At 66.7% G+C, this 19,786-nt stretch carries 20 protein-coding genes, 6 tRNA genes and 1 riboswitch; of the genes, 10 read left to right on the forward strand and 16 right to left on the reverse strand.

Annotated elements, in window-relative coordinates; genetic code table 11:
- Positions 1–52: 52 nt before the first annotated feature.
- From FCN77_RS09240 to FCN77_RS09270, 7 genes are all read right to left on the reverse strand, one after another.
- On the reverse strand, positions 53–1,396 hold the full coding sequence (locus tag FCN77_RS09240) for an HRDC domain-containing protein (RefSeq protein WP_137322041.1): 1,344 nt from the start codon (positions 1,394–1,396) through the stop codon (positions 53–55).
- A gap of 57 nt (positions 1,397–1,453) precedes the next feature.
- Positions 1,454–2,104: a DUF3000 domain-containing protein gene (locus FCN77_RS09245; protein WP_137322042.1), complete on the reverse strand. Its 651-nt coding sequence runs from the start codon at positions 2,102–2,104 to the stop codon at positions 1,454–1,456.
- Between the two features lie 61 nt (positions 2,105–2,165).
- Positions 2,166–3,254, reverse strand: coding sequence for a low specificity L-threonine aldolase (locus tag FCN77_RS09250; protein WP_137324709.1), 1,089 nt, complete (start codon positions 3,252–3,254; stop codon positions 2,166–2,168).
- 37 nt (positions 3,255–3,291) lie between these two features.
- On the reverse strand, positions 3,292–3,996 hold the full coding sequence (locus tag FCN77_RS09255; RefSeq protein WP_137322043.1) for an SDR family oxidoreductase: 705 nt from the start codon (positions 3,994–3,996) through the stop codon (positions 3,292–3,294).
- Positions 3,993–5,405: a DUF6421 family protein gene (locus tag FCN77_RS09260; protein WP_137322044.1), complete on the reverse strand. Its 1,413-nt coding sequence runs from the start codon at positions 5,403–5,405 to the stop codon at positions 3,993–3,995. The genes FCN77_RS09255 and FCN77_RS09260 overlap by 4 nt, the downstream gene beginning before the upstream one ends.
- Before the next feature lie 190 nt (positions 5,406–5,595).
- Positions 5,596–6,096, reverse strand: coding sequence for a peptide-methionine (R)-S-oxide reductase MsrB (gene msrB / locus FCN77_RS09265; protein ID WP_254678912.1), 501 nt, complete (start codon positions 6,094–6,096; stop codon positions 5,596–5,598).
- A gap of 14 nt (positions 6,097–6,110) precedes the next feature.
- On the reverse strand, positions 6,111–6,602 hold the full coding sequence (locus FCN77_RS09270) for a hypothetical protein (RefSeq protein ID WP_137322045.1): 492 nt from the start codon (positions 6,600–6,602) through the stop codon (positions 6,111–6,113).
- A 187-nt stretch (positions 6,603–6,789) separates the two neighbouring features.
- On the opposite strand from FCN77_RS09270, the gene FCN77_RS09275 reads away from it, so the two are divergent.
- Positions 6,790–8,049: a S9 family peptidase gene (locus FCN77_RS09275; protein WP_254679007.1), complete on the forward strand. Its 1,260-nt coding sequence runs from the start codon at positions 6,790–6,792 to the stop codon at positions 8,047–8,049.
- Here FCN77_RS09275 and ybaK read toward each other — a convergent pair.
- From ybaK to FCN77_RS09290, 3 genes are read right to left on the reverse strand one after another with little or no spacing between them, the layout of a single operon-like run.
- Positions 8,033–8,545 (reverse strand): Cys-tRNA(Pro) deacylase, encoded by a 513-nt coding sequence (gene ybaK, locus FCN77_RS09280; protein WP_137322047.1) that lies wholly within the window; start codon positions 8,543–8,545, stop codon positions 8,033–8,035. The two genes, FCN77_RS09275 and ybaK, sit on opposite strands and share 17 nt — an antisense overlap.
- Positions 8,546–8,565: 20 nt before the next feature.
- On the reverse strand, positions 8,566–9,027 hold the full coding sequence (locus FCN77_RS09285; RefSeq protein ID WP_137322048.1) for a SufE family protein: 462 nt from the start codon (positions 9,025–9,027) through the stop codon (positions 8,566–8,568).
- Between the two features lie 10 nt (positions 9,028–9,037).
- The gene (locus FCN77_RS09290) at positions 9,038–9,949 is read right to left on the reverse strand and encodes a sulfurtransferase (protein ID WP_137322049.1); all 912 of its coding nucleotides are present in this window, start codon (positions 9,947–9,949) and stop codon (positions 9,038–9,040) included.
- Between the two features lie 217 nt (positions 9,950–10,166).
- On the opposite strand from FCN77_RS09290, the gene zapE reads away from it, so the two are divergent.
- Complete coding sequence (zapE, locus tag FCN77_RS09295) at positions 10,167–11,204, forward strand: cell division protein ZapE (RefSeq protein WP_137322050.1); 1,038 nt, start codon at positions 10,167–10,169, stop codon at positions 11,202–11,204.
- Between the two features lie 67 nt (positions 11,205–11,271).
- Here the strand turns inward: zapE and FCN77_RS09300 are convergent, their stop codons facing one another.
- The 6 genes from FCN77_RS09300 to FCN77_RS09325 form a co-directional block, all read right to left on the reverse strand.
- Entirely contained in the window at positions 11,272–11,541 is a 270-nt protein-coding gene (locus FCN77_RS09300) for an antitoxin (protein WP_137322051.1), read from the reverse strand.
- 182 nt (positions 11,542–11,723) lie between these two features.
- Positions 11,724–11,798, reverse strand: a tRNA-Val gene (locus FCN77_RS09305).
- 67 nt (positions 11,799–11,865) lie between these two features.
- Positions 11,866–11,938: transfer RNA gene (locus tag FCN77_RS09310), tRNA-Gly, on the reverse strand.
- Between the two features lie 57 nt (positions 11,939–11,995).
- Positions 11,996–12,070, reverse strand: a tRNA-Val gene (locus tag FCN77_RS09315).
- A 42-nt stretch (positions 12,071–12,112) separates the two neighbouring features.
- A tRNA-Cys gene (locus FCN77_RS09320) sits at positions 12,113–12,183 on the reverse strand.
- 46 nt (positions 12,184–12,229) lie between these two features.
- Positions 12,230–12,302 (reverse strand) — tRNA-Gly (locus FCN77_RS09325).
- 318 nt (positions 12,303–12,620) lie between these two features.
- On the opposite strand from FCN77_RS09325, the gene FCN77_RS09330 reads away from it, so the two are divergent.
- The 8 genes from FCN77_RS09330 to FCN77_RS09365 all read left to right on the forward strand — a co-directional run bounded on the left by FCN77_RS09330 (position 12,621) and on the right by FCN77_RS09365 (position 19,743).
- Positions 12,621–12,695, forward strand: a tRNA-Val gene (locus FCN77_RS09330).
- Positions 12,696–12,786: 91 nt separating this feature from the next.
- Positions 12,787–13,683: a cytochrome gene (locus FCN77_RS09335; RefSeq protein ID WP_137322052.1), complete on the forward strand. Its 897-nt coding sequence runs from the start codon at positions 12,787–12,789 to the stop codon at positions 13,681–13,683.
- 140 nt (positions 13,684–13,823) lie between these two features.
- A complete protein-coding gene (gene def, locus FCN77_RS09340; RefSeq protein WP_137322053.1) occupies positions 13,824–14,411 on the forward strand; it encodes a peptide deformylase in 588 nt (195 codons plus the stop codon).
- A complete protein-coding gene (fmt, locus tag FCN77_RS09345) occupies positions 14,408–15,328 on the forward strand; it encodes a methionyl-tRNA formyltransferase (RefSeq protein ID WP_137322054.1) in 921 nt (306 codons plus the stop codon). The genes def and fmt overlap by 4 nt, the downstream gene beginning before the upstream one ends.
- Positions 15,325–16,869, forward strand: a complete 1,545-nt coding sequence (locus tag FCN77_RS09350; protein WP_137322055.1) for an RsmB/NOP family class I SAM-dependent RNA methyltransferase — start codon at positions 15,325–15,327, stop codon at positions 16,867–16,869. Before fmt ends, FCN77_RS09350 begins: the two co-directional genes overlap by 4 nt.
- 45 nt (positions 16,870–16,914) lie before the next feature.
- Positions 16,915–17,607, forward strand: a complete 693-nt coding sequence (gene rpe, locus FCN77_RS09355; protein WP_137322056.1) for a ribulose-phosphate 3-epimerase — start codon at positions 16,915–16,917, stop codon at positions 17,605–17,607.
- Between the two features lie 59 nt (positions 17,608–17,666).
- A riboswitch (FMN riboswitch) is annotated at positions 17,667–17,821 on the forward strand.
- 117 nt (positions 17,822–17,938) lie between these two features.
- Positions 17,939–19,087, forward strand: coding sequence for a bifunctional diaminohydroxyphosphoribosylaminopyrimidine deaminase/5-amino-6-(5-phosphoribosylamino)uracil reductase RibD (gene ribD / locus FCN77_RS09360; protein WP_137324711.1), 1,149 nt, complete (start codon positions 17,939–17,941; stop codon positions 19,085–19,087).
- Positions 19,087–19,743 (forward strand): riboflavin synthase, encoded by a 657-nt coding sequence (locus FCN77_RS09365; RefSeq protein WP_137322057.1) that lies wholly within the window; start codon positions 19,087–19,089, stop codon positions 19,741–19,743. The genes ribD and FCN77_RS09365 overlap by 1 nt, the downstream gene beginning before the upstream one ends.
- Positions 19,744–19,786: the final 43 nt, after the last annotated feature.

Here is a 19,786-nt window from a genome sequence, read left to right on the forward strand (position 1 = left end):
GTTCCAGCGCCTCGATGTTCCGGCCCACGGGCGGGCCTGCGGAATACCGGAGTTAGCTGCCGGCGGCGGGAGCCGCCGCCGGGGCGGCCTTCGGCTCCTTGGGTGGAAGCGGTTGAGGATTCAGGAACGCGGACGTGATCAGGGGCGCGGTGAGCTCAATCTGCCACGGGCGTGCGCCGAGTTCGCTGAGCTCTTCGGCAATCGCCTCCTCGCTGAGTTCCGCAGGCGGCCGCCAGGCCACGCGGCGCAGGAAGTCCGGTGTGAGCAGGTTTTCGACCGGGAGGTTCAGTTCGTCGGCCTTGTCCTGCAGTAGCGGCCGGGCAGTCGCGAGCCTTTCGGCCGCGGCCGGATCCCGGTCGGCCCATACCCTGGGCGGCGGCGGGGCATTGGTGGGAAGGTGCAGCGGCGGGAGGTCCTCCATGGTCCTGGCCGTGGCGATGCAGCGGAGCCAGCGCGGAGCCTCACGCTGGGCGGCACGGCCATGGAAGCCCTTGGTCCCCAGAAGCTGGGGAACGGTCGAAGGCATGGCTTTGGCGGCTGCCACGAGCGATGAGTCGGGGATGAGGCGGCCGGGGGCCACATCGCGCTTTTGGGCCAGCGAATCCCGCTCCAGCCACAGTTCCCGGACCGCTGCCAGCTGCCGGCGGTCCCGGATCTGGTGCAGTCCGGAGGTTTTCCGCCACGGGTCCACGCGGGGCGGGGCAAGGCCGGCAGCGAGGATGGCCGCGAACTCCTGCTCGGCGTATTCAAGCTTCCCGTCGCCCTGAAGCAGTTCGATGAGTTCTTCGCGCAGCTCCGTGAGGACCTCGACGTCCAGGGCCGCATACCGCAGCCAGGGTTCGGGGAGCGGGCGGGTGGACCAGTCGGCGGCGGAATGTTCCTTGGCCAGGCCGAAGCCAAGCAGCTGCTCGATGACGGCCGCCAGTCCCACCCGCGGCAGCCCCGCGAGCCGCGCGGCCAGTTCGGTGTCGAAAAGCTTGTGCGGCCACATGCCCAGCTCGGACAGGCAGGGGAGATCCTGGCTTGCAGCGTGCAGGATCCATTCGACGCCCTCGAGGGCGTCGTTGATGATCTGCAGGTCCCCGAACGGTTCGGGATCGATGAGCCAGGTGCCGGAGCCTTCGCGCCGGATCTGGACCAGGAATGCCCGTTGCCCGTAACGGAAGCCCGAAGCGCGCTCCGCGTCCACGCCGGCCGGGCCGGTTCCGGCGGCAATGGCGGCGGCGCAGCGTTCCAGTCCGGCGGGAGTTTCAATGACGAGCGGCACTCCGTCCCGGGGGGAGTCCAGGTCGATGACCTCGGGGACCAGGCTGTCGAAGCCGTCCACCGTGATGTGGGGAGTAATGTCAGCAGCCGGGACGCCGGCTGTGGTGTGTTCCGGATTTTGAGGGGTCATGATGCCTTCAGTTTACCGACATCGCGCCGGAGGGCGCCCCGCCGTGGTCAGCCATGGTCAGTTGCGCCGCCTTCGGGGCAGGGCGGATACGCCCTCCGGCAGCGGTGGAAGGCCCGCAAATGTGCAGACCATGTCCGACCACGCCTCCAAGTGCGACTGGATGTCCGGTCCCGCCGGCGTCCAGGAGGCCCGCAGCTCGATGTCGATGGATTCGGGCCTGTCAGAAAGGGTGCCGAAGCTCTCGGACAGCACCCTCGTGGCCGTTCCGCCGGCCGCACGGTAGGGGGCCTTGTGGTTCTCCAGCGCCTCAACGAGCCAGGTCCAGGCCACTGATCCAAGCATTTCATCATTCCCCATTTCCGGCTCCAGCTGGGCGCGGATGTAGGTCACGATCCTGAACTCCCCGTCCCACACCGCCGAGCCGTCAGGATCGTACAGGAGGATAAACCGGCCGGTGGCGAGTTCCTCGGCGTCGTCGTCAAGTGTTCCGGCGGCCCGGACCAGCCCGGCGGAAACGGGTCCGTGTACGGCGGCCTGCGCCGGTCCCGGGACAGTCCCCATGACCTCGGCGCCGAGGGCCACAGCGAACGGTGCCAGCCTTGAGGGCGCCGGGATCTCGTCCAGGTGCAGCTCACTGCGGCACCGGGCTTTTCGAAGGGTTCCCAACGCGGTAAGGAACTCCGCAGGAACCTGGGCGAGTGCGTTCACCTTCGCAGGTTACGCAAATTGTGGCGCCGATCCCTGCAGGCTCGCCGCCCCGGGCGCCTGCTCAACCAGCTGCCAGCTCCCGCTTGATGGCGGCGACGAAGGAATCCACGTCCTCTTCGCTGGTGTCGAAGGAGCACATCCAGCGGACTTCCCGGGCAGCCTCGTTCCAGTCGTAGAAGCGGAACGACTGCCGTAGGCGGTCCGCGATGCCCTCGGGAAGGATGGCGAAGACGCCGTTGGATTCCGTCCTCTGGGTGGGCTCGACGCCGTCGATCCCGTCCACCGCGGCGCGCAGCCGCGAAGCCATCGCATTGGCGTGCCTGGCCGACCGCAGCCACAGGTCTCCCTCGAGCAGCGCGATGAACTGGGCGGACATGAACCGCATTTTGGAGGCCAGTTGCATATTCATCTTGCGTAGGAACAGCAGGCCGTGCGCGGCCTCGGGGTTCAGCGCCACCACTACCTCGCCGTACAGCAGCCCGTTCTTGGTGCCGCCGAATGAGAGGATGTCCACGCCGGCGTCGCGGGTGAACGCCCGCAGCGGAACGTCAAGGTGGGCGGCGGCGTTTGCCAGCCGCGCACCGTCCATGTGCAGTTTCATGCCCTTGGCATGGACGTGGTCGGCGATCGCGCGGACCTCTTCCGGGGTGTAGCACGTGCCCAGCTCGGTGGTCTGGGTGATGGAAACGGCGAGCGGCTGTGCGCGGTGTTCATCGCCCCAGCCCCAGGCCTCACGGTCGATCAGTTCCGGCGTCAGCTTGCCGTCCGGGGCGGGTACCTGCAGGAGCTTGATGCCGCCGATGCGTTCAGGCGCGCCGTTCTCGTCCATGTTGATGTGCGCCGTGGACGCGCAGATCACCGCGCCCCAGCGGGGGAGCAGCGACTGCAGCGACAGGACGTTCGCCCCCGTTCCGTTGAAGACGGGGAAGCACTCGATCCCGGCGCCGAAGTGCTGTTCCATCAGCACCTGCAGCCGCGCCGTGTAGTCGTCTTCACCGTAGGAGACCTGGTGGCCCTCGTTCGCCGCGGCCAGGGCCGCCAGGACTTCGGGGTGGACGCCTGAGTAGTTGTCGGAGGCAAAACCCCGGATGGCGGGGTCATGGAGCCGTGCCGCGTTGCCGGCAGGGGCAGTTTCAACTGTGGTTGTCATCGCTTTGGTCACGCTTTCAGTCTAGGGATGTCCGCGGTTAACGGCTAAGCAGCAGCCGCTGGCCGTTCAGTTCCGCCGCGGGGGTGGTGAAGAGCCCGACGGCGGCTGCCGCCAGCTCGTCCACATCGGTAAAGCCGGGGAAGCTGCGTCCGGGAGATTTGGCGCGCATGCTTGCGTCCACGAGGCCCTTCACCACGAAAATGACGGCGGCGCTGTGCGATTCCCTGCTGAAGCCCTCCGCCACTGCCAGGGTCCAGGCTTCGGCAGCAGCCTTGGCGGCAACGTAGCTCGCGCCGGCCGCCGTCGGCGTCCCGACGGCCGTGGAGGACGCCATGGCAAAACGGCCGGAGTCCGACGCCGCGAGGTCGTCGTAGAACACCCGGGTCACGTTCCGGAGCGTTGTAATGGCGCTCCGTTCCAGGAAGTCCCAGTCGTCGTCGCTCTGGTCCGTGATGCCTTGGGCGCCGCGCCAGCCGCCCACCAGGTGGATGACGCCGTCGACCCTTCCGGCCGTGCCGGAAATCGAGGCATGCAGGGCCCTGACGTCGGCCAGGCTGGCGAGGTCGCAGACGAGGGGAGTGACGCCGTCGCCCGCTTCGGCGGCGGCGGCCCCGATCCGGGGACCGTCCGAGCCGACCGTGAAGACCGTGTGGCCGGCTTCGCGCAGGGCACGTGCCGTGGCGATCCCGGACGGCCCGCTGCCGCCCGTGACCACCACGGTCAGAGCTCGTGCAACGCTCATCCGGCGTTCATGGCCAGTGTTGCGGCCCCGGCGTTCGCCGCTCCGGTGCCGGACGTTCCGGTGATGCCGGCCGTGGACTCAATAACGGGGCGCATCTTCTTCTCGAGTGCCTCGTAGAACATGGACAGCGGGAATTCGTCGTCAAGCACCTGGTCGGTCAGGCCGCGCGGGGGTCCGTCCAGGGGAAGGGCGGCCGGGCCTTTGGCCCAGACGGAGGACGGGTTGGGTGTGACGGTGCCCGAAATGAGGTCGTAGGCGGCCAGCCAATGGGCCGTCTTGGGCCGGTCGATCGAGCGCCAGTACAGCTCCTCGATCCGTGCGCCGAGTTGAATCACGACGTCGGCAACTTCGTCCCAGTCGATGCTGAGCTTGCTGTCGGTCCAGTGAAGGACGCGGTGCTGGTGCATCCAGGCGAAAAGCAGCTGGCCGCCGAGGCCGTCGTAGTTGCGGACCCTGCTGCCGGTGATGGCGAAGCGGAAGATCCGGTCGAAGATGACGGCGTACTGCACCAGCTTGGCGTGGCGGCGTGCCTCGGGGTCGGCGTCCTCGTCCTTCTCGATCCTTACCGATTCGCGGAAAGCGGTCAGGTCGCAGCGGAGCTCTTCCAGGGAGTACAGGAAGAAGGGCATGCGCTGTTTGATCATGAACGGGTCGAAGGGAAGGTCCCCGCGCATGTGGGTGCGGTCATGGATCAGGTCCCACATCACGAAGGTTTGCTGGGTGAGTTCCTGGTTCTCCAGGAGTTCGGCGGCTTCGGCAGGGAGCTCCAGGCGGGTGATGTCAGCCGCGGCCCCGAGGACCCGGCGGAAGCGTGCTGCTTCGCGGTCGGCGAAGATGGCGCCCCAGGTGAACGTGGGGGTTTCCCGGACCGCGACGGTTTCCGGGAACAGCACGGCTGAGTTGGTGTTGTAGCCCGGGGTGAAGTCCACAAAGCGGATGGGGACGAAGAGCTTGTTGGAGTATTCGCCCTCCTCGAGGCCGGCAATGAACTCGGGCCAGATGACCTCGATCAGGACGGCCTCCACCAGGCGGCTGCTGCTGCCGTTCTGCGTGTACATGGGGAACACCACCAGGTGCTGAAGCCCGTTGATGCGGTGCTGCTGCGGCTGGAACGCAAGCAGTGAATCCAGGAAGTCGGGCACTCCGAAGCCGCCCGCGGACCACCGGCCGAAATCCCTGACCAGAAGTTCGAGGTACCGGGCATCGTGCGGGAACGCGGGGGCCAGGGATTCCACCGCGGCGCAGATGGTGCTGGCATGCATGGCGGCGGCGCGGTGGTCGGCGGCGTCCGGCACGGAGCCGTCCTGGGCCTGGAGCGACTGGATTGCCGTTGCGGCGGCCTTGAGGCGCACCCACTCCGGGTGGTTTTCGGTGAGCGGGGCGGCTGCGGTGATAGCGGTCGTGGTCATCGTCGGCGATCGCCTTTCTGGTTGCTTGGAGCTTCTACGGCGAGCGTAGCAAGCAATCAGATCTCCTAATGCAAAATTGGCTCGAGCATAAGAAAGACTGGTTCAAATGGGCCGGCAACCCCGCCCCAGGTGTAGCGGGGGCCGGGGCTGCCGATCCGGGCGCCGCGCGATCGGGGCGGGGCGGGACGGACTATTTTGCGGCGTCGTCCGTGGAAACCAGCTTCAGTGAAACAGAGTTAATGCAGAAGCGCTGGTCGGTGGGAGTGCCGTAGCCCTCGCCTTCGAACACGTGGCCCAAGTGGGAATCGCAGCTTGCGCAGCGGACTTCAACGCGGTCCATGCCCACGGTGCGGTCATGGATGTAACGGACGGTGCCGTCTGCAAGCGGCGCCCAGAATGACGGCCAGCCACAGTGCGAATCGAACTTTTCGCTGCTCGTGAACAGTTCCGCGCCGCAGGCACGGCACTGGTAGACGCCGGCGGTGTGCGAATCCCAGTACTCACCCGTGTAGGGCCGCTCGGTTCCCGCCTGCCGGAGAACGCGGTACTCCTCCGGAGTAAGTTCCTGGCGCCATTCCGCGTCCGACTTTTCCACCGGCAGAGCGGCGTCTGCGGCGGTGGACCCGGTGCCGGGGGCTGCGACCGGCGATGGGACCGGCGTGACTTTTGGCCTATTGCTAAAGATGCTCATAGCCTGAACAACGCTCAAGAGTCCCCGATAAATCCCGACCCGGCATACAGGTGCAGCACTGGCAGCCCCAACTGGTCCTGGGCTTTGTTGGCCCAGTCCGTGTGGAAGGTGTCCGCGATGGCGTGCGGGCGCGTGATGACCACGGCCTGCCCCGCACCGAGTTCCTTGACCTTGGCCACCAGGCCCTGCACGGCGCCGCCGCCCACCACCTCGCCGGTGACACCGCTGCCCAGCCCTGCCAGTGCGTTGAGCGAAACAGCCAGGGTTTCGGCGGCAGCTGCGCGTTCGGTGGCAGGATCCGGCGCATGGGAGGTCAGCTCGCGGAATGCCTTGGCGACGTCCAGCAAGGACAGGTTTTCGAGGAAGTCCACCAGCAGGTGCCGTTCGGTGTTGGCCGGCACCAGCACCACGAGGGGCGCGTCACCGCCGTCCACCAGGCGTTCGATATTGACTCGGTCGTCCGCACCCAGCGGCTCTTCTGTCAGAATGACGATTGGATCGCTCATGCCCCCAGCCTAGTCCCGGCCCGCCCTCCCCGCACGAATTTCGTCCGGACCGGCGTGCGCCCGAATATGTCCGGACGGCATGCTGCAGTAAGAATGGATCATGGCATCCATTCCGCGGCCGCGCCCGGCCACGCAGGTGAACCGGCCGGCGGCTGCAGCCGGCGTCCAAGGCACCACAGAAGCCCGCATGTCCACGAGCGCCAAATGGGCGGTGGGCGGCGCCATCGCCGGCGGTGCGGCGGCCGGCCTGCTCGGTGCCGGGTCCTCGGCCCTTGCGCTCTACTTCGCCAGGCGGGTGATCACGCCGGTGCGGGTCCGGGACGAGAACCAGGAAGTGCTGGCCGTCATCCGGGATGCCGGCAGCCTGCAGATTATTCTTGCCGCCACCGACGATGCCACCGTGGAGGGCGTCTACGGACTGTTTTTCGACGGCGGCCGCGGGCATGCGCGGATCGGCCGGATCCTGTCGTATTCACCCGCCGAACGCACCGTCCTCCGCGAAGTGGAGGCTGTCTACTCGGGGGACCTCACCACTGCCCGCCGCGGCTATTGGAGCGGGTCCGCCTACCCCGACGCCGCTTCGATCGGGCTGTCTGCTGAGGACGTTCAGATCGACGTCGACGGCGGAACCGCGCCCGCATGGCTGGTGCGGGGGGCACCGTCGTCGGACATCTGGGCCATTATGGTGCACGGGCGCGGTGCCACCCGGCTGGAATGCCTGCGGGCCCTGCGCCCGGCGCAGGAAGTGGGCATGACCAGCCTGGTGATCTCCTACCGCAACGACGGCCTGGCGCCGTCAGCACCGGACGGACGCTACGGCCTGGGCTCCACCGAATGGCGCGACGTCGAGGCGGCGATCAGCTTCGCGGTGGCCAACGGCGCACGGGACGTGGTGCTGTTTGGCTGGTCCATGGGCGGCGCGATCTGCCTGCAGACGGCTGACCTGTCACGCCACCACCACCTGATCCGCGCCATGGTGCTCGACGCGCCGGTGGTGGACTGGGTCAACGTCCTGGCGCACCATGCGGAGCTGAACCGCATCCCGTCGGCGGTGGGCCGTTACGGGCAGCTGATGATGAGCCATCCGCTGGGCCGCCGCCTGACAGGGCTGGCCGCACCCGTGGACCTGAAGTCAATGGACTGGGTATCCCGGGCTGTGGAGCTCCGGACGCCCACCCTGATCCTGCACAGCGTGGACGATGAGTATGTGCCGTACGGCCCGTCGGCCAGCATTGCCGAGAAGAACCCCGAGATGGTCACTTTCGAGACCTTCCAGGACGCGCGGCACACGAAGGAATGGAACGTTGATCCGGAACGGTGGGAAGGGCTGGTGACCGCCTGGTTGCGGCGACAGCTGGCGCCCAGGAACAATCCCGGCTCGGCTCCCGGTCAGTACCGGGAACGCGGCGCCGGTTCGTCCGATGCCGCCGCTAACGGTCCGGACTAGCTTTCTGACCGGTTCCGATGCGGGCGGTAACGGCGCCGGTAAGCCGGATCAGGTCCGCCGGGTCGAGCTCAATGTCCAGTCCGCGCCGTCCGCCGGACACCAGGATGGTGTCCAGGCTTGCCGCGCTTTCATCCAGGACAGCGGGGGATGGCTGGCGCTGGCCCAGCGGTGAGATGCCGCCCAGGACGTAGCCGGTCCTGCGCTGCGCCGTGGCCGGGTCCGCCATGCCGGCTTTCTTTCCGCCGAGGGCGGCCGCCATCGCTTTGAGGTCCAGGCTGCCGCTGACCGGGACGATCCCCACCGCGAGCCTGCCGTCGACGTCCACCATCAGCGTCTTGAAGACCCTGGCAGGATCGATCCCCAGCACTTCGGCGGCTTCCAGGCCGTAGCTGGCCGTCGAGGGATCATGGCTGTACGGGTGCAGCACGAAAGGAACGCCGGCCGCAGCGAGTGCTGCTGTAGCCGGCGTTCCCTGCGAAGCCTGTTTGCGTGCCATCCGGGACCGGCGCGTTCCGGCTAATCCTTCGGCGCGGCGGAGGCCGCTACCTTGCGCTTGATGCGTCCCAGCATGGCTGTCATTCCGCGCATGCGCAGGGGAGTGATGGCGCGGGTGAGCCCCAGGAGCTCGGGCATGTCATCCGGGACCGCGAGGATCTCCGGTGCCGTGAGCCCGTCGAGGCCTTCATGAAGGACACCTGCGAAGCCCCGGGTGGTGGGTGCTTCGGGCGGCGCCTTGAAGTAGAGCCGCACGCTGTCCGGATTGCCGGCGTCGTGCTTTTCCGTCTCAATGGTCAGGAACAGCGGTGACTGGCACTCGACAACCTGCTCAAGCAGTTCCGGGTGGTCCTTCAACCGGTCCGGAAGCTCAGGGAGTCCCTGGGAGAATTCCAGCAGCAGTTGCAGCCGCTCGGGTTCGGTGAGGGCCTGGAAGTCGTCAACTATTTCCGCCAGCGCGGCGGGAAGGTCTTGGGTATTCATCAAGTCCAGTTTACGCCGGTACCGCGCCGCGCTCGGTTCCCTTGGCGATGGGCACGCGCACGGCGTTGCCCCACTCGGTCCAGGAACCGTCGTAGTTGCGCACGGTGTCGAAGCCCAGCAGGTACTTCAGGGCGAACCAGGTGTGGCTGGAACGCTCACCGATACGGCAGTACGCCACGACGTCGTCGCCTTCCTTCAGGCCGGCCTCGCCGAGGTAGAGGGCCTCCAGCTCGCCGCGGTTGCGGTACGTGCCGTCGCCGGCCGCCGCGCGTGCCCAGGGGATCGACGCAGCCGTGGGGATGTGGCCGCCGCGCAGGGCGCCTTCCTCGGGATAGGCCGGCATGTGGGTGCGCTGCCCGGTGTATTCCTCAGGGGAGCGGACATCGATCAGCGGCTTGCCGAAGTGCGCCAGCACGTCCTCCTTGAACGCACGGATGGGGGCATCGTTACGTTCGATGACAGGGTAATCGCCGGGCGCAGGCTGAGGCACGTCGGTGGTCAGCTTGTGCCCTTCGGCGATCCACTTGTCGCGGCCGCCGTCGAGCAGCCGGACGTCCTCGTGGCCGAAGAGGGTGAAGACCCACAGGGCGTAGGCGGCCCACCAGTTGGACTTGTCGCCGTAAATCACCACGGTGGAGTCCCGGGAAATGCCTTTGGCCACTGTAAGGGCCGCGAACGCCTTGCCGTCCACGTAGTCGCGGGTGACCTCGTCGTTCAGGTCTGTGTGCCAGTCGATCTTAACGGCACCAGGGATGTGGCCGGTTTCGTACAGCAGGACATCCTCATCGGACTCAACCAGCACGAGCTTTCCGTCGGCGACGGCGCCGTTTTCGATGGCCTCTGCGAGCCATTCGGTGGACACAAGGCGTTCCGGGTTCGCGTACTCGGCGAACTTTTCGTTCTGTTCAACGGGGTAGGACATTGGGATGGCCTTTCACTGAAACGGTCAGGGGGCCCGCCGCGGGACATACGCGTTGCGGGCGGGCCAGTTCCAACACTAGCCACGGCCCGGCGCTATTGCGTCCCTGCGTTCACAGAGGGAAATATGGCCTTCGTCACGTGGCGCTACTGTCCTATGAAGCCAGCACGCCATTGCCGGTATCCTTTCTGGGGACACGAGACCAGCAGAACGGACCACCTTGGTACAGATCGAACAGCTCTCCGCGCGGACACCGGCGGTTTCCGTGGATGAACTCCTGAAGGGCTTCTATCCTTCGTCGCGCTTCGGAGAAGTTTCCTTCGCGAGCTACCGGCCGGACTCCTCGCAGCCCAGCCAGGCAGGGGCGGTGACCGCGCTGGAGTCCTTTGCGGCAGGTGTCGGCGCCAACGGCAGCTCAGGTCTTTTCAAGAAGTTTTTTGCGAAGAAGGACAATTCCCGCGCGGGCATCTACCTCGACGGCGGGTTCGGCGTCGGCAAAACCCACCTGTTGGCCTCGCTCTGGCACGCGACGCCGGGGCCCAAGGCCTTCGGCACATTCGTCGAATACACCAACCTGGTGGGCGCCCTCTCCTTCCGCAAGACCGTGGAGGCGCTCAGCCACTACAAGCTGGTGTGCATCGATGAATTTGAACTCGACGATCCGGGCGACACCGTCCTGATGTCCCGGCTGATGCGGGAACTGGCGGACGCCGGCGTGAAGCTCGCCGCGACGTCGAACACCCTCCCCGGGTCGCTCGGCGACGGACGGTTCGCCGCGGTGGACTTCCAGCGCGAGATCCAGGTTCTGGCCGACCAGTTCGACGTCGTCAGGATCGACGGCGAGGACTTCCGCCACCGCGGACTCCCGGCGGCCCCGGCTCCGCTGAAGAACGAAGACCTGACGCACCACATGCAGGCGGAATTCCACGGCAAGACCGTGGCCCGGGACGATTTCAGGACCCTTATCAACCACCTTGCCGGCGTCCACCCGAGCCGTTACCGGCAGCTCCTGGCAGGCATCGAGGGTGTGGTGTGGCGTGATGTGGAAACCATTACCGAACAGGCCGTGGCCCTCCGGTTCGTGGTGCTGGCGGACAGGCTCTACGACAAGGACGTGCCCATCCTGGCCAGCGGGGTCCCGTTTGATCAGCTCTTCACGGACGAGATGATGACCGGCGGCTACACCAAGAAGTACTACCGGGCCGTGTCCCGCCTCACGGCGCTGGCGCGCGAAGGCCAGAACCACGAACCGTCCTAGCCGTTAAACGCCAAAGGTGCCGGCGCCGCCTCACGGCGGGACCGGCACCTCGCTGACGTTCCTTGGTTTAGAGGCCCTGCTGCCGGGGTTCCCCGGCTACAGGTGGCTCACCGGCGACGGGAGGTTCATCGGCCGTCGGAGCCGTGTCCGGCTTCGGGTCGACCTTGTCCACGAGGCCGGCTGCGCCCTGCTGGACGGTATCGATTTTGTCGGCGTACTTTCCGCCGGTCTTTGAGTCGATGAAATCACCGGCTTTGTCGATGCCGTCCTTGATGGCCTGTTCGTTGCCACCAACCAGTCGCTGAGCCTTGCCCTTCAGATCGTCAAGAATTCCCACGGGCACCTCCCTTCTGTCGTGGAGCCAGATCGCTCCTCCGCCTTCGATCCTAGCCCGTGACCCTGGGTGGGCCAAGGGCAGGGCCACGGGCAAGTCCACCGCCTTGTCTAGAGGCTTGGTGCCCTGTCGGGGGTTCCGGTGAGGTATCCGGGCAATAAAAAAGCAGCTCCGGAGAGCTGCTGTGGTGGGCGATACTGGGATCGAACCAGTGACCTCTTCCGTGTCAGGGAAGCGCGCTACCGCTGCGCCAATCGCCCGCGTCCGGAAGAATCCGGCGGGGAAGACCGGCTTCGCCGATCCATGCTGCGTGATTAAAGAAAAGAGAGCGGACGACGAGATTCGAACTCGCGACATCCACCTTGGCAAGGTGGTGCTCTACCAGCTGAGCTACGTCCGCACATGAAGCACGTGCCGGTTGGACCGGCCGTTCAACAACAAGCAAGTTGCCTTGCTCTGGTGGGCGATACTGGGATCGAACCAGTGACCTCTTCCGTGTCAGGGAAGCGCGCTACCGCTGCGCCAATCGCCCAAAATGTTCTCCGGGGTAAACCGGAAACCAAGGTTTTCACCGAGGTGGGTACGGGATTCGAACCCGTGTATACGGCTTTGCAGGCCGCTGCCTCGCCTCTCGGCCAACCCACCGTGTAAGCCAGGATTCCAAGGAACCTTGCTGTGACAGTGTCCTGCGAGCGGACGACGAGATTCGAACTCGCGACATCCACCTTGGCAAGGTGGTGCTCTACCAGCTGAGCTACGTCCGCAATATTGTCAGCATTTCCGTGCCGCATTCGGCATTTCCTCGCGTTCCAACGAGTAAGAACTCTATAGGAGGTTCAGTGAATCTACAAATCGGGGCAGTGCGCGCGGCCACGAAGGCCCCGCTTTCCTTGAAATCTAGGGGATTTTGCTAATTACAGGGATGTAATTCCGCTCAGTTGTTCCGGCGGCTGTTGGGGTGGCCGTGCCTGTCGGGGAACGCCCGACGGCGGTCGGTCGGCCGGCTGCGGACCGGTCCGGACCGGCGCCGAAAGGGCCGATTTCCAAATGCCGCCGGGGTGGGCTAGCATTCAATGGCATTGGGGCGATTGGCGCAGTGGTAGCGCGCTTCGTTCACACCGAAGAGGTCACTGGTTCGAACCCAGTATCGCCCACCAATGAATGGCCCGTTCCGCTGAGACAGCGGGACGGGCCATTTCGCTTTTCCGGCCACATATTCCTGTCAGACCTACATGAAAGAGTGTTTGCATGACTGATCCACTCCTTGCCCACGCCACGGAATACGGGCGGATGTATGCGCGCTCCACCTCCGACTCATTCTCTGTACCGTCCATCACTACGGTCATAGGGCAGCAGCCGCACGGCCTTGACGGGTGGTTCGGCTACATGGGGGCGAACAGCCTGGCCAGCGATCCGCTGCTCCCCGGCATCCTTGGCAGCCCTGCCAAGGTCCGTCAGGCGGTCAGCCGGGCCGCGAAGGCCGCCGAGACCTACCGTGATGACGCAGCGAAGCGCGGTGACCGCGTACACAACTACTGCGAACAGGTTGCGCTCAGGGCCATGGGCCGGCCGCACCAGATGAAGGAAATGCGCGAGGCCCTGGCAGCAAACGGCGAGGAAGCCTTTGCAGCGCGCTTTGACGAATGGTGGGAGCTCTTTGGCGTGGAACCCGTTGCCCCGGAAGTCACCGTTTGGAACAAAGCCGTCGGCTACGCAGGCACGCTTGACCTTGTAGCCACGATCAATGGCCGGACCTGCATCATCGACTACAAGACCAAAGGCACGTCCCGGGACGGCACCGTCAAGCCGCTGGATGACAAGGTAGTCATGCAACTGGTGGCCGGGATGAAGGCCGAGGAAAGCCTGGTCGATCCCGTCGCGGGGGAGTGGGAGCCCTGGAAGCACGGCGATTCCCCGGTGCTGCTGGCGGTTGCCATTGGCGAGACAGAGGTCCGCCCGATGCGGGCCAATCCGGACGTGCTCAAGCATCACTGGTGGAAGTTCTGCGCCCTGCGCAGGGTGTGGGAGATGTCCGCAGACACGGTGAGCGCCGGCACCGCCCTGCTTCCGGTGGCGCCGCCATCGCTGCCCGCAACATCGCTGCCACCGTCCGGGCCGGCCCTTCAGGTGGCCGCCGGAACGTAACCGGCACCCCCGCGAAGCGCCGTGTCCGGGGAGTGCCGGTTCACCTGGGATACCGGGTCCCGGTCCGGGCAGCGGGCAACTAAACTGGACTGGTTCCCGTACAGCCCATCCCGTACAGCCACCGTAAGGACAGATTGCACATGGCCATATTGAATATCCGCATCATCGGCGATCCTGTGCTGCGCACAGTTGCCGATCCCGTGACGGAATTCGGGCCGGAACTTGCAAAACTTGTTGCCGACATGACCGAGACCATGGAGGACGTTGACGGCGCAGGCCTGGCCGCGCCCCAGGTTGGAGTCAGTAAGCGGGTCTTCACCTACCGCATCGGCGGCGTGGAGGGCCACATCATCAACCCCGTCCTGGAAAACAGCGAGGACTTCCAGTCCGACGAGGTGGAAGGCTGCCTGTCCATCCCGGGCCTCGGTTTCCCCGTCCGCCGGCGCAGGGCCACCCGCGTCACCGGAGTGGACCTGCACGGAAACCCCGTCACCGTGGACGGCGAAGGCATGCTGGCCCGCTGCTTCCAGCATGAGACAGACCACCTCGACGGCATCCTCTTCACGGACCGGCTGGAAGGCGATGACCGCAAGGCCGCCCTGCGGTCCATCCGAAATGCCAACTACGACGCCATTACGGAACAGACGACGTCCAAGCGGGCGAAGACCGTGGGATCCAGTTTCGGTGGCGGAAGCTTCGGCGGCGGCAGTTTCGGCGCCGGCGAGTGAGGGTACTCTTCGCCGGAACGCCGGCAGTCGCGGTCCCGTCCCTCGACGCCCTGGTGCAGGCCGGCTTTGAGGTCGTCGCTGTCCTGACCCGTCCGGATGCGCCGATCGGACGCAAACGCGTGCTGACGCCGTCGCCCGTTGCCGCCCGTGCCGCTGAACTGGGCATTGAAGTGATCCATGCCGCGAAGGTGGACGCTGAGGTCACGGCACGCATCGCCGCCATCGCGCCGGATGTCGCAGCGATCGTGGCCTACGGCGGACTGATTCCGCGCCCCGCCCTGGATATTCCCCGGCACGGCTGGATCAATCTACACTTCTCGCTGCTGCCCGCCTGGCGGGGTGCCGCGCCGGTGCAGCGCGCCGTCATCGCAGGAGATGACATCACCGGGGCCGTAACGTTCCTCCTCGAAGAAGGGCTGGACACCGGCCCCGTCTTCGGCACCCTCACCGAGGCCGTCCGCCCGGATGACAGCTCGGGTGAACTCCTGGAACGGCTGTCCCACAGCGGTGCCGTCCTGCTTGCGCAGACGCTCTCGGCAATAGAATCCGGACGGGCAAACGCCGTTCCGCAGGAAGGCGAAGTGTCCCTGGCGCCAAAGCTTGGGATCGACGACGGCCGCATCGACTGGCGCCAGCCGGCCCTGGCCATCGGACGCCGGGCACGCGGCGTCACGCCCGAACCCGGCGCGTGGACCACCCTGGACGGACAGCGGGTCAAACTCGAACCCGTTGCGCTCCGGCCGGACGTTCCGGCGTTGCTGCCCGGACAGGTCCTGCTGAACGGGAAGAGTGTGCTGGTAGGCACGGGATCCCACCCTGTGGAGCTCACACGGATACAGCCCTCGGGCAAAAAGATGATGGCCGCGGCTGATTGGGCGCGCGGACAAGGTGCACTGGAAGGTGTGGAATTCGAATGAGTGAGTCCGGAACGGGCGGCAACGGCCGCGGCAACAGTCCCCAGCGCGGCCGCGGCGTAAGCCAGCGGAACGCCCAGGGCCGGGAGCGTAACCGCGGCCCGAAGCGGAACTTTACCGAGAGCGCCCCCTCCCAGCGCACGCGGCGGGCAGATCCGGCCCGGCTGGTGGCTTTCGAAGTTCTGCGCGCCGTGGCAGCGGAGGACGCGTACGCAAACCTTGTGCTGCCGGCCCGTATCCGCCACCACGGACTGGACAAGCGGGACGCAGGGTTCGCCACCGAGCTGGCATATGGTGCCCTGAGGGGCCAGGGCACCTATGACGCAGTACTGGCCCGCTGTGTTGACCGGCCGCTGGACCAGCTGGACCCCGCTGTCCTGGACGCCCTGCGGATCGGCGCCCACCAGCTGCTCGCGATGCGTGTCCCCGCCCACGCCGCACTGGACCAGACCGTGGGACTGGCCCGCGCAGTCATTGGCGCCGGGCCGTCCGCGCTGATTAACGCCGTGCTCCGCAAAGTCTCTGCCCGCACCCTTGAGGAGTGGCTGGAGCTCCTCCTCAGTGACGAGACAGACGAAACCCGGATCTCCTCCATCCGATACGCCCACCCGGAGTGGATTGTCCGGGCGCTGCGGCAATCGCTGGTGGCACACGGCCGCCCGGTTTCAGAGATCAATGAACTCCTCGAGGCGGACAACGCCGTCCCGGTGGTGAACCTCGTCGCCCTGCCCGGCTTAGGCAGCCTTGATGAAGCGCTGGAAGGCGGAGCCACGCCCGGTGAGCTCGTCGAAGGCTCGGCTCTCTCCAGCGGAGGTGACCTTGGCCGGCTGGCGTCGGTGCGCGAGGGCAGCACCAGGGTGCAGGACGTCGGCTCCCAGCTCGTCGCCCGGGCGATGGCCGCCGTGGACCTGGACGCCGTTGGCGGTCAGCCCGCCGGCAAGGCCGGCGAAAAATGGCTGGACCTTTGCGCCGGACCGGGCGGCAAGGCAGCGCTGCTGGGCGCCCTGGCCCGGGAGAACGGCGCCACCCTGCTGGCCAACGAGCCCGCACCGCACCGCGCCAAGCTGGTGCGGCAGGCGCTCGCCGCAGTACCGCACGAGGTCTGGCATGTCCGGACAGGAGACGGCCGCGAGGTGGGCACTGAAATGGCGGAGAGCTTCGACCGCGTGCTGGTGGACGTCCCCTGCAGCGGACTCGGTGCCCTGCGGCGCCGGCCCGAGTCGAGGTGGCGGCGCACTCCCAAGGACCTCGCGGACCTTGGCCCGCTGCAGCGCGAACTGCTCAAATCAGCGCTCGACGCCGTCCGGCCGGGAGGCGTGGTGGCCTACGTGACCTGTTCGCCCCACCCCGCCGAGACCACCGCCGTCGTCACCGATGCGCTGCGCAAGCGAGACGACCTTGAACTGCTCGATGCCGGCGCCGCCCTGGACAAAGTGAGCCTGCCGGGCCACCTCGACGCCGGGCATGAACTGACGGCCCAGCTGTGGCCGCATGTGCACCGGACGGACGCCATGTTCCTCGCCCTCATCCACAAGAAACCCTGATCCTCCGCCCACCTGATCCCTCCGCCTTCAGTGAAAGGAGCCGACATGGCTCAGTGCTGCATCAACCCCAGCATCCTCTCCGCCGACTTCGTCAACCTCGAGGCCGAGCTGCGCAGAATCAGCAATGCTGACGCGGTCCACGTAGACGTCATGGACAACCACTTTGTGCCGAACCTGACCCTCGGCCTGCCGGTGGTCCAGCGCATACAGGCGGTCAGCCCGGTGCCGCTTGACGCGCACCTGATGATCGCCGACGCCGACCGTTGGGCGCCCGCCTACGCCGACGCCGGCCTCGCCTCCGTGACGTTCCACGTCGAAGCCTCCATCGCGCCGATCAAACTGGCGCGGGAACTGCGGGCACGGGGGGCGAAGGCCGGCATGGCCCTGCGCCCGGGCACCCCGGTGGAGCCCTACCTGGACATGCTGTCGGAACTGGACCTGTTGCTGATCATGACCGTGGAACCGGGTTTTGGCGGCCAGTCGTTCCTTGACCTGACGCTCCCCAAAATCAGGCGTGCGCGGGCAGCCATCGACGGATCGGGCACCGGGGTGGCCCTCCAGGTTGACGGCGGCATCACCGAGGAGACCATTGTCCGGGCCGCCGAGGCTGGAGCCAACGTTTTCGTTGCAGGCTCCGCCGTGTACGGTGCGGACGATCCCGCAGCAGCGATCGACCGACTCAGGGCAGCCGGATCGCGCCCGCTTTCAGCCGGAGCGGGCGCTGTCTCGGAATCATGACGGCGTCTGACGGGAATAGCAGGACCAGTCACTCAGTTGTGACAGAATAACAACACACATTACGTGCTCCGGGGTCGGTGTAAGTCCGAACCGGCGGTGACAGTCCGCGACCCGCGAGCCGGCACAGGTCCTTTCCAGGAACTGGTCCGGCGGACGGTTGAACCGGTGAAATTCCGGTACCGACAGTTAAAGTCTGGATGAGAGAAGCACGTACAGCTGTTACTGCAGCGCCCCTTGGGCGGTGCGGTATTTGCGCTGTCGTATACCCCCGGAGCCAAATCGGTTCTCGAGGGAAGGAACGACGAACGCTTTGACGCCGCAGACAACAGGCATGTTCAGCGCCACCGAGATCGATGCCATGGAGGCCGCGCTCGATGCGGCGCTGCAGGGTCCCCGAGGGGCTAACCCGCTGGTGGGGGCTGTCATCATCGGACCCGACGGCCGGCAGCTCGTGACCGGATACCACCGCGGCGCCGGGACGGCCCACGCGGAGGCTGACGCCATTGCGCAGGCCGCCATGAAAGGCATCGACCTTGCGGGGTCCACCATGGTGGTCACTTTGGAACCCTGCAACCACTGCGGCCGGACCGGGCCGTGCGCCCAGGCAATCATCGACGCCGGAATCGCGTCCGTGGTCTACGCCGTGGACGATCCCCACGACCCCGCCGCCGGAGGAGCCGCAACGCTCCGCGCCGCGGGCGTCGGCGTGAAGTCGGGGCTGTCCGCGCGGGCGGCATTCGAGCTGAACCAAAGGTGGTTTGAAGCCGTCCTGGCCAAACGCCCGTTCGTCACGCTCCACATCGCCCAGACCCTGGACAGCCGCATCGCAGCAGCGGACGGCACCAGCCAGTGGATCTCCAGCCCGGAATCCCTCGCGGACAACCACGGACTCCGCGGCCGGGTGGACGCCATCCTGGTGGGCACGCAAACGCTCCTGGTGGATAATCCGCGGCTCACGGCCCGGGATCCTTCAGGCGAGACGGCAGGCAGCCAACCACTGCGGGCGGTCATGGGCCTGCGCGGGATTCCCGCGGAGGCTGCCATTCATGGGGACGACGGCCGGGTCCTCCACCTGCCCACCCGCGACCCGCGCGAAGCCCTGGAGCAGCTCTTCGCCGCCGGCGTCCGGCACGTCATGGTGGAAGGCGGATCGCGGATCCTTAGCGCGTTCCTCGCGGCCGGCCTCGTGGACGAGCTGATCGTCTACCTGGCGCCCACCCTGCTGGGTTCCGGCACTCCGGCGCTTGGCGACCTTGGCATCACCACCCTGACGGAGGCCCAGGCCTGGGAATGGGATCAGGCGTCCGGGGGAGCCGTGCAAACGCTCGGCAGGGACCTCAGGCTTCACCTCTTCCCCGGGCACACCGAACCCGCCGGCCGGCACGCCGACGCCGGTACCGAACTGTCTTCATCCGAAATCCACCCACCCGAATCCTTACCGCACCGCAATGGCGCGGGCACAGCCACAGGAGGCCACTGATGTTTACCGGAATTATTGCCGAACAGGGCAGGGTGCTGTCCGTTGAACGCAACGGCGACGTCAGCGCCACTGTGCGTTTGCATGCGCCCGGAAGCACTGAAGGACTCACCCTCGGCGGTTCGATCGCCGTCAACGGAGTGTGCCTGACCGCCACAGCGATTGACGGCAAGGACTTCAGCGTTGACGTCATGGGCGAGACCCTGGTGCGGAGCACCATCGGCGAGCTCGACGCCGGCGATTCCGTGAACCTGGAACGCTGCGTTCCGGCCGGCGGACGCCTGGACGGCCACGTTGTCCAAGGACACGTGGACGGAGTCGGGGAACTGCTCGAACGCGAGGCGCTGGGCAACTGGGACCGGCTGCGGTTCGCGGTTCCCGTGCGGCTGGCGAGGTACATCGCCGAGAAGGGCTCCATCGCCGTCGACGGCGTCTCCCTCACGGTCACCGCGGTCAGCGACGCCTCGGAATCCGCGCCGTGGTTCGAGGTGGGCCTCATTCCCACCACGCTGGCCGACACCGGACTGGGGGCCAAGAGCACCGGCAGCAAGGTCAACCTGGAAGTTGACGTGCTGGCGAAGTACACCGAACGCCTGCTCGCCTTCGCCGGCGGCGCCGCCACCGGCACTGCCACAGCCGGACTGGGGGACGCGAAGTGAACCAGCTCAAGCACACCCCCGAAGTCCACACTCCGGAACTGCG

The organism is Arthrobacter sp. 24S4-2, from assembly GCF_005280255.1.
Classification (GTDB): Bacteria; Actinomycetota; Actinomycetes; order Actinomycetales; family Micrococcaceae; genus Arthrobacter.